Origin of the sequence: Mitsuaria sp. RG, from assembly GCF_028369275.1 — a bacterium.
GTDB lineage: Bacteria > Pseudomonadota > Gammaproteobacteria > Pseudomonadales > Pseudomonadaceae > Aquipseudomonas > Aquipseudomonas peradeniyensis.
The window spans coordinates 1-12614 of sequence record NZ_JAQMYQ010000006.1; the positions used below are offsets into that span (position 1 = coordinate 1).

Here is a 12614-nt window from a genome sequence, read left to right on the forward strand (position 1 = left end):
GGTTAGGCGGCAGTAGTGCCCACAAGGCGGCCCAGGTAATGGCACAGGTTTGACTGGCCCGGAACAGATGTAGGAGCGGCCTTGTGCCGCGATGCGCCGCGCGGGCGGCGCTCGATTTGACAGGCGCTGCAACTACAACGCCGATCACCCTAAGGAACCTCGTCCGCCCCAAGCAACAACCCAACCTGCTGACGCTTGGGCAACCGCCCCACCACCAATTGGTGCGACCGCCGCAGCAGGTCGCTCAGCTCGTCGCGGCCCAAGGGGTAGGGCGGCAGCATGCTGATCCATTTCGCCCGCGCCAGGTAAGGCGCCGGACGAATGCCAGGGCGGTCGCAGTAGCCGAGGAACAGCTCGTCGGCCACCTTGAACGACAAGCCGGCGCCGCCCAGGTCCTGCACGGCGAACATCTTGTTGCCGGCCACCGAGAACACCCGGATGCCGCCCCATTTGTAGTCCTCCCGCGCCCCGGGCAGGGCCAGGCACAGCGCCGCCACCTGATCCTCGGACATCCTTTTCTCAGACATAACGCTCTCCACAGGCCTCGAACGAGACCGCCAGGTGATCGATCCACGCGCGTACCGCCGGCAGCAGGCCGCGGCGGTGCGGGTAGACCGCCTGCAGGTAGCCGCCGGGCAGCGACCAGTCTGGCAGCAGGCGCACCAGTTCGCCACGGGCCAGTTCCTCCTCGCAGAACATCGACGGCAGGGCGGTGAAGCCCAGCCCGGCGCGTACCGCGGCGTTGCGCACGACGAAATCGTCGATGGCCAGCCGCGGCTCCAGGGCAACGTCCTCCTGGCGCCCGTGCGGCCCATGCAAACGGAAGTGCACCAGGCGGTCGGCCTCGGCCGCGCCTAGCACTGGCAGGGTGGCCAGCTCGGCGGGTTCGCGGATATGGTCGGCGAAGCCAGGCGCTGCCACCAGCTGCATCTGCGCCTGGCGCAGGCGGCGGGTGACCAGCGCCGGGTCCTCGTCACCCAGGTCGCGTACCCGCAGGGCCACGTCAATGCCCTCGGAGATCAGGTCGACCCGGCGGTTGAGCAGCACCATGTCCAGCTGCACCAGGGGGTACTGGGCAAGAAAGCGGCTGACCACATCCGGCAGGAAGGCGTGGGCCAGGGCCACCGGGCAGGACACCCGCAGGCGGCCGCGGGGCTCGCTGGACATGCTGGCCACCACCTCGTCGGCCATTTCCGCCTCCAGCAGCATGGCCTGGCAATGGTTCAGGTAGCGTTCGCCCACGGCGGTGAGCTTGAGCTGGCGGGTGGTGCGCTGCAGCAGGCGGGTGCCCAGGCGCTCCTCCAGCTCGGCGATGCGCCGCGACAGGCGTGACTTGGGGATGCCCAGCTGGCGCCCGGCGGCGGCGAAACCACCGGCTTCGACCACCCGGGCGAAGTAGAAGAGGTCGTTGAGGTCTTGCATTTGGCTGTCTCATTGTTCCATCAGTGGAACAAACTAACGCGTTTTTACCGACTTATCAGCTATTCGATGTGCCTATAGGATTGCTCCCATCGTGATCGCCCACCGCCGCGGTCTTCATTCACAGGAGAGTCCCATGAAACTGTTGCATATCGATTCGAGCATCCTGGGCGACAATTCCGCCTCCCGCCAGCTGAGCCGCGAAGTGGTCGAGGCCTGGAAAGCTGCTGACCCGAGCCTCGAAGTGGTTTACCGTGACCTGGCCGCCGACGCTATCAGCCACTTCTCCGCCGCCACCCTGGTAGCCGCCGGCACCCCGGAAGAGATGCGCGACGCTGCCCAGGCCCACGAGGCCAAGTTGAGCGCCGAGACCCTGGAAGAATTCCTCGCCGCCGACGCCGTGGTGATCGGCGCGCCGATGTACAACTTCACCGTGCCGACCCAGCTCAAGGCCTGGATCGACCGCGTGGCGGTGGCCGGCAAGACCTTCCGCTACACCGAGGCCGGCCCTGAAGGCCTGTGCGGCGACAAGAAGGTGATCCTGGTGTCCACCGCTGGCGGCCTGCATCAGGGCCAGCCTACCGGCGTCGGCCATGAAGACTTCCTCAAGGTGTTCCTCGGCTTCATCGGCATCACCGACCTGGAAATCGTCCGCGCCCATGGCCTGGCCTACGGCCCGGAACACCGTGCCAAGGCTATCGACGCCGCCCAGGCGCAGATCGCAGGTGAGCTGTTCGCCGCCGCCTGATCGCCATTACGTACCCAAAGCCGACTGCCGCCCAGCGCGCCAGTCGGCTTTTTTCATCCAGTTTTCATGTGCCGCCGGCGCGCCGGGTTCTATGCTGGCATCCATACCTGAGCACCGCGCAGTGCCTTGCGACGAGGAGCGCCCTGCGATGAAGCGAACCCGCATGCTGATGGCGCTGTTGCTGCTGGGCGGCCTGCTGGCCCGCGCCGACGCGGCGCCGTGGGCAGCCGGCTTGCACCGCCTGACCTTCAGCGACCCGGTGGACGCCCGGCCCATGCAGGCGTTGGTGTTCTACCCCTCCAGTGGCGAGGCGCATCCGGTGCGCATCGAGGGCTACCAGACCCGTGTCGCCGAAGAGGCGCCGGTAGCCATGGGCCAGTTCCCGCTGCTGGTGATCTCCCACGGCAATACCGGCAGCCCGATGGCCTTGCACGACCTGGCCAATGGCCTGGCCCGCCAGGGTTTCGTGGTAGTGGCGGTGGTTCATCCCGGCGATAACAACCGCGACCACAGTCGTTTGGGTACCCTCAGCAACCTCTATGGCCGCCCCCTGCAGATCAGCGCCGCGATCACCGCGGCGCGAAGCGACAAGCTGCTCGCGCCGTACCTGAACGATGGCAAGGTCGGGGTGATCGGCTATTCCGCCGGCGGCGAGACCGCGCTGATCCTATCCGGCGCACGTCCCGACCTCGAACGCCTGCGCCGCTATTGCGAGCAACGCCCCACTGACGCTGACGCCTGCAAGACCCATGGCGTGCTGATCGCCGACCACAGCGAGCTGGCGCCTCGCGCCGATCCCCGGGTGGGCGCGGTGATGCTGATGGCGCCGTTGAGCCTGATGTTCGGCCGCCACGCCCTGGCCGGCGTGCAGGTGCCGGCGCTGATCTACAGCGGTGACAACGACCAGCTCCTGGCCCTGGAGCACAATGCCGATGCCCTGGCGCGCAAGCTGCCGGTCACGCCTGACTACCGCCTGCTGACCGGCGCCGGCCACTTCGTGTTCATGGCCCCCTGCGACGACGAGCAGCACCAGCGCATGCCGGTGCTGTGCAAGGACGCCGAGGGCGTCGACCGTCGGCATATCCATCGCTCGCTGCGCAGCGAGACCAGCGCTTTCTTCAGCCAGGCACTGGGCGCGCCGGAGCCCGCCGAGCGTTCAGCCGCGGCGGGCCAGCAGCAGGGTCAGGCCCACCCCTGACAGGGCGAGCAGGGCGGCGACGCAGAAGATCGAGGCATACCCCAGGTGCACCGCCACCGCGCCCATTACCGGGCCGGCGATGGCCAGCGCCAGGTCGAAGAACACCGCGTAGGCGCCCAGCCCGGCGCCACGGCTGCTGCTGGGCACCTGGCGGATCGCCTCGACGCCCAGGGCCGGGTACACCAGCGACAGGCCGAAGCCGGTCAGCCCGGCACCGACCATCGCCCACAACGGCGACGGCGCCAGCCATAGCAAGGTCAGCCCGAGCACCTCGGTGGCCATGCAGACGATGGCCACGTTGTAGCCGCCGAAGCGGTTGACCGCATTGACGAACAGCAGCCGCGACAGGATGAAGCACAGGCCGAAGGCGCTCAGGCACCAGGCGGCGCCAACCCAGCCACGCTCGAGGTAGTACAGGGTGACGAAGGTGGTCAGGGTGCCGTAGCCGATCGACGCCAGGGTCAGTCCCACGCCGCAGGGCGCGACGCGGCCGAACGCCGACCAGAACGGCAACCGTTCGCCGCGCACCACCACCACGTCCGGCCGGGTGCGCAGCACCAACAGGGCCAGCAGCGCCAAGCCCAGCAGTGCCGGACCGAGCACGGCGAAGCTCAGGCCACCCACCAGCAGCACGCCGGCGGGCGCGCCGATGGCGATGGCGCCATAGGAGGCGATGCCGTTCCAGGAAATGACCTGGGCAGTATGTTCCGGCCCAACCTGGCCGATCCCCCAGCTCAGCGTCGCGACGCCGATCAACCCCTGGGCGATGCCCAGCAACAGCCGGCCGCCCAGCAGCAGTGCCAGGCTCAGCCAGGGCAGGGTCAAGGTCCAGGCCGACAGCAGGGTCAGCACGCCACAGCCGGCGATGCCGTACAGGCCGTAGCGGATCGCGCGCTTGCCGCCGAGGGTGTCCGCCACCCGTCCGGCGAAGGGCCGGCTGAGCAGGGTGGCCAGGTACTGCAGGCCGATGGTCAGGCCGGCGATCACCGCGCCGAAGCCCAGCTGGTCGTGCACATGCCCAGGCAGCACCGCGATTGGCAGGCCGATGCAGAGGAAGGCGATGAAGGTGTAGAAGACGATCGAGAGGATCTGCAGGGTGACGCTGGAGGCGTGTGGCGCGGTCATGGGGCTCGTTCGCGGGCGGGCGGTGGGGCTGTGCCCATCATGGCCGCTGCGCGACGGAAAAGAAAGCAGGCTAACTAATTGGCCGCAGGCAGTGCAAGACAGTTGCTCCCACAAGCATGTCAAATACCGTTGTGAGAGCCAGCCCTTTCAAGGTTTTGTGCCGGGGTCGCTTTGCGACCCTTTCGCGGCACAAGGCCGCTCCTACAGGAGACCACACGCCCTGTAGGAGCGGCCTTGTGCCGCGAAAGGGCTGCAAAGCAGCCCTGGCAAATCCAAGTCGGGCGCCAATTATCGACACTTGAAAGGGCGGGTTATGAGAGCGGACTCGCCCCGCGATGAAGGTTACTCAGCGTTGGCTCAGACCACCACGCCCTGGCTGCGCAGGTAGTCGTCGTAGGTGCCGCTGAAGTCCACCACGCCATCGGCCGTCAGCTCGATGATGCGGGTGGCCAGCGACGACACGAACTCACGGTCGTGGCTGACGAACAGCAGGGTGCCCGGATAGTTCTCCAGCGCCAGGTTCAGCGCCTCGATCGATTCCATGTCCAGGTGGTTGGTCGGTTCGTCCATCACCAGCACGTTGGGTTTTTGCAGGATCAGCTTGCCGAACAGCATGCGGCCCTGTTCACCACCGGAAATCACCTTCACCGACTTGAGGATCTCGTCGTTGGAGAACAGCATGCGCCCCAGGGTGCCGCGGATCACCTGCTCGCCGCTGGTCCACTGGCCCATCCAGTCGAACAGGGTGACGTCGTCTTCGAAGTCGTGGGCGTGGTCCTGGGCGTAGTAGCCCACTTCGGCGCTGTCGGTCCACTTCACTTCGCCCTTGTCCGGGGTCATCTCACCGACCAGGGTGCGCAGCAGGGTGGTCTTGCCAATACCGTTGGGGCCGATGATGGCCACGCGCTCGCCGGCTTCGATGGTGAAGCTGAAGTCCTTGAACAGCACCTTGTCGTCAAAGGCCTTGGCCATCTTGTCGACGATCACTGCCTGGCGGTGCAGTTTCTTGGTCTGCTCGAAGCGGATGAACGGGCTGACCCGGCTCGATGGCTTGACCTCGGCCAGCTGGATCTTGTCGATCTGCTTGGCGCGCGAGGTGGCCTGCTTGGCTTTCGAGGCGTTGGCCGAGAAGCGGCTGACGAAGGTCTGCAGTTCGGCGATCTGGGCTTTCTTCTTGGCGTTGTCCGACAGCAGCTGCTCGCGGGACTGGGTCGCGGCGGTCATGTACTCGTCGTAGTTGCCCGGGAACAGGCGCAGCTCACCGTAGTCCAGGTCAGCCATGTGGGTGCAGACGCTGTTGAGGAAGTGACGGTCGTGGGAAATGATGATCATGGTGCTGTTACGCGCCGTAAGGATCGTTTCCAGCCAGCGGATGGTGTTGATGTCCAGGTGGTTGGTCGGTTCGTCGAGCAGCAGCACGTCCGGATCGGAGAACAGCGCCTGGGCCAGCAGCACGCGCAGCTTCCAGCCCGGGGCTACTTCGCTCATCGGTCCGAAGTGCTGTTCCAGCGGGATACCCAGGCCCAGCAGCAACTCGCCGGCGCGGGACTCGGCGGTGTAGCCGTCCATCTCGGCGAATTCGGTTTCCAGCTCGGCGACGGCCATGCCGTCTTCCTCGCTCATCTCAGGCAGCGAATAGATGCGGTCGCGCTCGGCCTTGACCTTCCACAGCTGCTCGTGGCCCATGATCACCGTGTCGATCACGGCGAACTCTTCGTAGGCGAACTGATCCTGGCGCAGCTTGCCCAGGCGGGTGTTGGGCTCGAGCATCACCTGGCCACCGGACGGCTCCAGGTCGCCGCCGAGGATCTTCATGAAGGTCGACTTGCCGCAACCGTTGGCGCCGATCAGGCCGTAGCGGTTGCCGTTGTTGAATTTGACCGAGACGTTTTCGAACAGGGGCTTGGAGCCGAACTGCATGGTGATGTTGGCGGTAGAAATCAAGTGCTTGTCCTGCGGGGGTTCCAGAGGTGTATTTAGGCCCTCTCGTCAGTTTTGGGCCAGTTCTTGGCCAATTCGACTCGGGGCGGCAGCTTCTCCAGCTCCCTCCAGTCCGAGGAGGAGCTGATCCATTTCGCGTAGGTAGAGAGCAACATCTCGACGCTATGGCCGAGCAGGTTCGCGATGAACGCTTCGGTTCATCCCAGCTCTCAGGCACATGGTTGCGTAGGTGTGGCGGGTGTCGTACTGCCGGCGTTCACGGATGTCCAACGCCTTGGGCGCTGATTTGAAAGGCGGATTGTAACACTTGGTTCGTTGATCCACAGCCCACCTTTGCTCGGTTGGAGCACAAATGGGCAATCTGCACATGCCGCCGCCGGAGCGGTATGCGTTGATCCCACCAAACCCGCGTACACTCATTCGCTCCGTTGGTTGCCGTCGGGCGCGAATGGCCGTGAATTCGGACGGCGTCGGGGGAAAGGGGTGACTAACGCTACGCAATAGCGTCTATGCGGGTCGGTGCAAGGAATAATAAGGACGTTACGTGGTTCGGAAGGTGACTTTACTGGTGCTGATGGCCAGCTTGAGCGGGTGCATGGCAACCGCGATGCGGATGGACTATGACAAGCACCGTTGCCCCTACATCGGACTCAGGTTCGATTGGTGGCTGGTAGGCACATCCAAGGGAAAGCTGATCCCGTTCTTACTCATGGACGCGCCGTTTTCCCTGGTGGTCGACACAGTTTTCTTTCCCTTCGAATATGAATACACCTGCAATTTTTAACGTATCTGACTCGTCCGCCCAGGGAGGATCTGGCCGGCACCGGGGTCATCGCAAGGGCTGATGCTTCACTCGCCAAAAGAGAACGTGTATCCAAGACAGGACACCCGGTAGATGACGAGAGGAGAAGAGGCCTCAGAGCGACGTTGCGATTGCCAACGCCAACTGCTTGTCAGACATATACGGCTGGCGATACGCCGCGTGGTAGTAACGAACCGCTTGCTCAAATTGAGCGCCGCGGATCTCGCCATCTGAGCCGATGAACGCCAGCGCGTCGGCCTTTGCCGACTTCATGTTCGAAGGGCCATAGACCGTTAGTGCAGTGGTGCCGCCGACAATAAGCGTGGGAACAATCGTCGTGATGAACATCGCTCTTTCGATGGGATCATTGTTTTCGTGTGCCACGGATGGAGCGCTGGCCAACGCCAGCAACATACCTAGTGTTTTCAGGGGATCCATTCCTAATTGCTTCCTGCCGCCTGGTGACGATGTCTGAATAGCTGATCCAGTGCCGATAAAAAAACTAGCGCCGTGTCCCTTCAAGACCGGAGATATTATGCAAAAGGATGAGTTTATGAGGAAGGCCCAGGCATGGGCCATGGCGATGCTCTAGTCTGAGGGATCGCTCTGTCGTGCCCGGTGGTCCGATATAAAACTTCTCTGGGCGCCCAAGGCGCACACTCGAATTCGCTCAGAGCTTCTGAGCATTGAGAGGTGAGTATGACCAGAGACAGGTATGGGATAGATAACAATCGGTTGGGTAGCAAGCCTGCGAAAAGCGATGGTTCGCCAGGTGGTCAAGACGTCGAGAGCGAAAGAGCGCTTCCAGAGGATCGTGATGGCCACATCGACAATCACCCCTTTCGTCGCGGGCATAGGCAAGGGCCGCCGGACCCATCGAGGGCATCCAATGCCGAGCGCTATAGCCATCACAAGCAGCCATTGGAGTAATGGACAAGCCGGCCTCTGAAGCTGACTGAAGGTGTCCCTCATGAAGGCTCTGCGCATCGTTCTTCCTCATCCCCGTGGACCTCGCATGGGGTGCTGAGCGTTGAGCCCTGGGCCGCCGCCGCTCATCCGTCACGGAATCGGCTTGATCAATTCAAGTCCTTGGTTGCGGATGTTACCCACTGCAGTTCCCACCCGGTGCCAGACAAAAGCTTCTGCCGGTTCACTCAGGTTGAGCAGTAACTGCTCGGCGTGCTCGCTGGGTAAAGACGCCGCCACCCATTCGACAGCCAGATCAGATGACAGCACCACCGGACGCCGGTCGTGCACGTCTACCAGGCCGCCCTGGGCATCGGCGGTGATGATCACGAACCCGTCGTGATCGTTGCCGGCGAATTGGCCGATGGCTGCGCACAGGGCAGGGCGACCGTCACAACGGTGGATGTAGTAGGGCTGCTTTTTCGGCCTGCCTTCGTCCACCCATTCATACCAGCCGTCCACCGGCGTGATCGCCCGATGTGGCCATATCGCCCGAAAGAACACGCCGTGAGCCACCTTCTCGACGCGGGCATTGATCGGCGCGGCGCGGTCGGTCGCCCAGTGCGGGCGCCACCCCCATCTCACCAGGTCCGCACGCGGGCCGGCGTCGTCTACCCGAAGCACAGCGACCTGCGTGGTCGGTGCAACGTTGTAGTGACCGAGCGGCTGCTCACCGACGTTGTTGCGCCAGGCCTGTGGCATGCTCAGGGTCTCTACGAAGTCATGGATTCCGCGGTACTGGCTCAGCCTGCCGCACATTTCCCATCCCTCCTGCTTGAACTCAAAGGATAGGTCGTCGAGCAGTGTCAGCGATCGTCAGTTGTTGAATGACTGCTCCAGAAACCTGCTGATCAGCGAGGCAATTTGCTGCTGGATCATTGCCCGTGGTCGAGCGTTCTCGCCGTCCCGGCAAATGATGCCATTGTCTTCGAGCAATCCCATCGCGGCGGGTTTTGTGGGCTGTCCCAGCACTCACAAAAACTTGCCGAACAGCTGGTTTTCATGCGTCTCGTTCTGGAACGTATACGGTTGCGAGCCAAAGTGTTCATAGCCTTGTCGAGGATAGAATGCCAACGCTCGATCGTTCCCCGCCCAGACAGTAGCCCAAAGGAGCGATGCGCCATCGAGCCTGGCCTGTTGCTCGGCTGCCTCCAGCAAGCGGTAACCAATGCCTTGCCCGGTAAATCGTTCTTGCAGGTAAAGGCGTTGAAGTTCGCCTGCCCGAGGGCTGGCGATCCGTTCGTGGTTGGTGTTCAGTGCGACCTGGGCAAAGCCGACCAAGTGGTCGTCAACCTCTGCGAGCGTGATGAGGGTCCCTGGTCTGGCAATCACCTTCGAAAGGTTCTCTGGCGAAAAAGACTCCAAGGCTTCCTGGGCGATGGCATCGCGTATGCCTTCAGTGGCATAGGTGTCGAGAAACACCTGAATACCCAGTGCGGCAAGGCAAAGGGCATCCTGAGGAAGCGCTTTGCGCAAAGTGATTGGCTGCATTGCCTGCCTCCTGGCATCGCTTGTAGGGTTCGGCGCCTGGTCGGGCGTGAGTCCATGGCCATCTGGGTGTACGGGGCTTCTCCGGATCTGGCTCCCGGCTCACTCTATCAGGTCGAGCAGCAGCTGTTCAGTCGCCGGCCGAACCTTCAAACGTAGCTCTTCTCATTCCTGCCAGGTTGACCTCTCGCTGCGGCATCGGTTTCGCCCCGCTGGGTCCATCGTCACAATTCACTCCCATCAATTCGCTGGGTGGCAGGTGCACATGCAACTGCCGGCGGCGCTGCTGGATGATCTTCTGGATGCGTCTCATCGGGGTACACCTCGATTGGCATCCTTGCGTAGAGCCGGAGGGCACGACCATCAGTAAGCGCCTGTTTGCCCGAAATGCCCGTCTTGCCTGACCAATGGACGTGATTCTGGCGCAGGCAGGCTGGAATGGGAGTTGCTTGATCCCAGGAAACCGATCATGCGGGGAGAGTTGACATGTTCCAGGATGACTTCTATTTCATGAGCTTCGTCGTGGCTGCCGTGCTGGCTGTGGATGTGGTGGCGATCTTCATGTTCCTGCAAGCCAGTGCCTGATCCCAATCCTGGGGATCAGCCCCCTGAATCGGGGCCAGGCGCACGGCGGTCGTTCGGTTCAGGGATGATTGATTAGCGCTCACCTCGAGGTGGTAGCGGGTGGCCAGGGTGATATGCTGCGCCGCTTACCTGATCGGGAGTCTGTGGATGGCGTGGATGGACCGTGTAAAAGCCACGAGTGAGCGATTCACCTCTCGGCAACGCTGCATTGTCGGTGCGGGCCTGTTGGTCGCCTGGCTTGCAGGAACGGCCGCGCTCCCCGGCGTTGATCTTGTGTTTCTGTATGTCGGTTCGATGCTCATGTTCTTCGGCGCCGTGACAGTCCGGATCAACAAACGACCCTGAGTGACCTTCGTGGTGCCATGCACTGCATCGCGGGGCAAGCCCGCTCCCACGCTGGTGATGCCTGTAGCTTTGCTTCCTGCAACCTTCTTGTTTGGCATGGGGTTTATACCGGCCTTTGAACATTCACGGCAGGCCCTATATCTATCTGGGCGTTTGTTGATTCGAATAAGTATTCGTTTGAGTGTTCCGCTTGTCTGCTGGACAAGCCGACCCACTGGACGCTAGTACACTCACCCGTGCGGTAAGCAAGTCCCACTCATAAGGAGCATGAGTCATGGCACAGCAACAAAAGGCTTTTGATGAAGAACTGGCCGCCGATGTTCAGGTACCTCCAGGGTATACCTACCTGAGCAGCGGTCGTTGCGATGTGAAGGGCAAGGAAGGAGAGCGGGCCGGCGCGAACTTCGTCGAAGCGCAGATCCAGCAGTACAAATCCTTCATCCTCAGGACCACCGCCGGTGCGGGCACGTTCATGGTGCGCCTGGACTACTCTGGCGGCAGCGACAAGAACCTGCAGTACGTCAGTATCGATGCGAACTACTCCACCCAGGAGACCTTCAACATTCGCAGCGTTTCGATGAGCAATCTGCGTGGTTTGTTCGCCGCCGGCAAGAGTTCGGCGAACCTGAGTTTCTATGTGTTCGGAAAACCTTGATCAGGGTTGATTGACCTGCATGGATTCCGGTCGGTTCACGGCCGGAGTCCATAAGTGTGTCCTCGGCCTGCCAGGTATTACCAAACCCACAGGAAGACGCTGGCCAGATCGACCAGCATCCCTGCGAAGACCCAACTGGCAGTCAGGGACACGGCGATCAGGGGCGTGGCATCCCTGGTTCGAAGCATGGCCAGGAAACCGCCGGCCAAGGCGCCGGGAAAACTGAAGAAATACCACAGCCAAGCCATTGCCTCGGCACGTCCTCCCGTGGAGAACCAGAGTCCGAAGAGGCTCAGGAATAGTGCCATCGCTATCTCCGCGCCCGCCAATACCGCCCATGGCCCTCTAAAAATCAGCAAGACGCCCAGTACGATGGCGTGAGGTGCCAGCAAGAGAGCGAAATTGCCCCAGAAGTATTCATCGAACCGAGTGAGGAGGGTAGCGCTGGTCATTGCCCACAGCACTGCGACTAATGCAATCCAGTGGCCGACGCGCCGGGCTGGCGCGGTACCTGTCGAAATCATCGCGTGAAATCCCTTTCAAAATGCAGCGCGCATTCTAGCGATCTCGCCTCGCAACGCCCAGCACTTGGACGCATCGGTTGGGTACCTTTACCAGGGTGGCAATTGTGCTAGATTTCAAGGTCTTGCAGACATCAAGCCGGTGAGGGCTCGCTCCATGTTCATCGAAACACCGCGTCTTGTCCTGCGTCCCTGGGCCGAGCGGGACATCGAAACCTTTGCCCTCGTCAATGCCGACCCCGAAGTCAGGCGCTACTACTATCCCGCGATACTGTCTCCCGATGAAACCCGGTCGATGCTCGCGGACTGCGATCACCATCTGCAGGTCCATGGTTTCGGTTTCGTCGCCGTCGAACGCAAGGTCGATGGCGCGCTGGTCGGCGGGCTTGGACTTTCCCTGACCGGGGATGAGATACCGGGCGGCCCGCAGGTCGAAATCGGCTGGATTCTCGGGCGCAGCCACTGGCGGCAGGGGTACGCCTTCGAGGCGGCCAGCGCGTGTCTGGAGCACGCGTGGTCAACACTTGGGCTAAGGCAGGTCATCGGCTACACCTCCAGCATCAACACCCCGTCGCGGGCTTTGATGGAGCGGTTGGGTATGCGTTCGGATCCGGCGGAGGACTTCCCCGACCCGACGGTGCCTGAAGGCAATGCATTGCGGCCGCACGTGCTCTACCGAATCGACAGGCCGGCCTGAAAGCGATGCGATATAGCGAACCGGCCTACCGCGCCCATCACCCGGAGCTAGTCTTGTAGATCGTAAGCAGACTATTAAAAAGGGTGGTAGGTGTCTGACCCTGTCCGGGGCTTCCTGCTGGGGT

At 62.5% G+C, this 12614-nt stretch carries 12 protein-coding genes; 4 read left to right on the top strand and 8 right to left on the bottom strand.

Translation table 11 applies throughout. The features are described from left to right. Positions 1 to 149: 149 nt before the first annotated feature. Together POF53_RS05155 and POF53_RS05160 are read right to left on the bottom strand one after the other, a co-directional pair. On the bottom strand, positions 150 to 527 hold the full coding sequence (locus POF53_RS05155) for an MmcQ/YjbR family DNA-binding protein (protein WP_203646633.1): 378 nt from the start codon (positions 525 to 527) through the stop codon (positions 150 to 152). Further along, entirely contained in the window at positions 520 to 1422 is a 903-nt protein-coding gene (locus POF53_RS05160; protein ID WP_232857674.1) for a LysR substrate-binding domain-containing protein, read from the bottom strand. The genes POF53_RS05155 and POF53_RS05160 overlap by 8 nt, the downstream gene beginning before the upstream one ends. A gap of 133 nt (positions 1423 to 1555) precedes the next feature. Between POF53_RS05160 and POF53_RS05165 the strand changes: the two genes are divergently transcribed. Together POF53_RS05165 and POF53_RS05170 are read left to right on the top strand one after the other, a co-directional pair. Then, positions 1556 to 2167, top strand: a complete 612-nt coding sequence (locus POF53_RS05165) for an FMN-dependent NADH-azoreductase (protein ID WP_062363121.1) — start codon at positions 1556 to 1558, stop codon at positions 2165 to 2167. A 148-nt stretch (positions 2168 to 2315) separates the two neighbouring features. Then, positions 2316 to 3365 carry an alpha/beta hydrolase family protein gene (locus POF53_RS05170; RefSeq protein WP_498966642.1) on the top strand — a complete coding sequence of 350 codons (1050 nt, stop codon included), beginning with the start codon at positions 2316 to 2318 and terminating at the stop codon, positions 3363 to 3365. Here the strand turns inward: POF53_RS05170 and POF53_RS05175 are convergent. The 5 genes from POF53_RS05175 to POF53_RS05195 form a co-directional block, all read right to left on the bottom strand. Continuing rightward, on the bottom strand, positions 3324 to 4490 hold the full coding sequence (locus POF53_RS05175) for an MFS transporter (RefSeq protein ID WP_203646628.1): 1167 nt from the start codon (positions 4488 to 4490) through the stop codon (positions 3324 to 3326). The two genes, POF53_RS05170 and POF53_RS05175, sit on opposite strands and share 42 nt — an antisense overlap. A gap of 357 nt (positions 4491 to 4847) precedes the next feature. After that, positions 4848 to 6434 carry an ABC-F family ATPase gene (locus POF53_RS05180; RefSeq protein ID WP_232857669.1) on the bottom strand — a complete coding sequence of 529 codons (1587 nt, stop codon included), beginning with the start codon at positions 6432 to 6434 and terminating at the stop codon, positions 4848 to 4850. 913 nt (positions 6435 to 7347) lie between these two features. Continuing rightward, positions 7348 to 7671, bottom strand: a complete 324-nt coding sequence (locus POF53_RS05185; RefSeq protein WP_203646622.1) for a DUF2388 domain-containing protein — start codon at positions 7669 to 7671, stop codon at positions 7348 to 7350. 621 nt (positions 7672 to 8292) lie between these two features. Further along, positions 8293 to 8958 carry an SOS response-associated peptidase family protein gene (locus tag POF53_RS05190; RefSeq protein WP_498966645.1) on the bottom strand — a complete coding sequence of 222 codons (666 nt, stop codon included), beginning with the start codon at positions 8956 to 8958 and terminating at the stop codon, positions 8293 to 8295. A 213-nt stretch (positions 8959 to 9171) separates the two neighbouring features. Next, complete coding sequence (locus POF53_RS05195; RefSeq protein ID WP_475858638.1) at positions 9172 to 9690, bottom strand: GNAT family N-acetyltransferase; 519 nt, start codon at positions 9688 to 9690, stop codon at positions 9172 to 9174. Between the two features lie 1201 nt (positions 9691 to 10891). On the opposite strand from POF53_RS05195, the gene POF53_RS05200 reads away from it, so the two are divergent. Then, complete coding sequence (locus POF53_RS05200; RefSeq protein WP_110738881.1) at positions 10892 to 11272, top strand: hypothetical protein; 381 nt, start codon at positions 10892 to 10894, stop codon at positions 11270 to 11272. A gap of 77 nt (positions 11273 to 11349) precedes the next feature. On the opposite strand, the gene POF53_RS05205 is transcribed toward POF53_RS05200, so the two are convergent. Further along, positions 11350 to 11796, bottom strand: a complete 447-nt coding sequence (locus POF53_RS05205; RefSeq protein WP_498966648.1) for a hypothetical protein — start codon at positions 11794 to 11796, stop codon at positions 11350 to 11352. 154 nt (positions 11797 to 11950) lie between these two features. On the opposite strand from POF53_RS05205, the gene POF53_RS05210 reads away from it, so the two are divergent. Continuing rightward, a complete protein-coding gene (locus tag POF53_RS05210) occupies positions 11951 to 12490 on the top strand; it encodes a GNAT family N-acetyltransferase (RefSeq protein ID WP_234561147.1) in 540 nt (179 codons plus the stop codon). Positions 12491 to 12614: the final 124 nt, after the last annotated feature.

Excerpts from the sequence above, each read along its gene's own strand:
- POF53_RS05155 (WP_203646633.1), bottom strand. The coding sequence starts at position 527 with ATGTCTGAGAAAAGGATGTCCGAGGATCAGGTGGCGGCGCTGTGCCTG.
- POF53_RS05160 (WP_232857674.1), bottom strand. The coding sequence starts at position 1,422 with ATGCAAGACCTCAACGACCTCTTCTACTTCGCCCGGGTGGTCGAAGCC.
- POF53_RS05165 (WP_062363121.1), top strand. The coding sequence starts at position 1,556 with ATGAAACTGTTGCATATCGATTCGAGCATCCTGGGCGACAATTCCGCC.
- POF53_RS05170 (WP_498966642.1), top strand. The coding sequence starts at position 2,316 with ATGAAGCGAACCCGCATGCTGATGGCGCTGTTGCTGCTGGGCGGCCTG.
- POF53_RS05175 (WP_203646628.1), bottom strand. The coding sequence starts at position 4,490 with ATGACCGCGCCACACGCCTCCAGCGTCACCCTGCAGATCCTCTCGATC.
- POF53_RS05185 (WP_203646622.1), bottom strand. The coding sequence starts at position 7,671 with ATGGATCCCCTGAAAACACTAGGTATGTTGCTGGCGTTGGCCAGCGCT.
- POF53_RS05190 (WP_498966645.1), bottom strand. The coding sequence starts at position 8,958 with ATGTGCGGCAGGCTGAGCCAGTACCGCGGAATCCATGACTTCGTAGAG.
- POF53_RS05195 (WP_475858638.1), bottom strand. The coding sequence starts at position 9,690 with ATGCAGCCAATCACTTTGCGCAAAGCGCTTCCTCAGGATGCCCTTTGC.
- POF53_RS05200 (WP_110738881.1), top strand. The coding sequence starts at position 10,892 with ATGGCACAGCAACAAAAGGCTTTTGATGAAGAACTGGCCGCCGATGTT.
- POF53_RS05205 (WP_498966648.1), bottom strand. The coding sequence starts at position 11,796 with ATGATTTCGACAGGTACCGCGCCAGCCCGGCGCGTCGGCCACTGGATT.
- POF53_RS05210 (WP_234561147.1), top strand. The coding sequence starts at position 11,951 with ATGTTCATCGAAACACCGCGTCTTGTCCTGCGTCCCTGGGCCGAGCGG.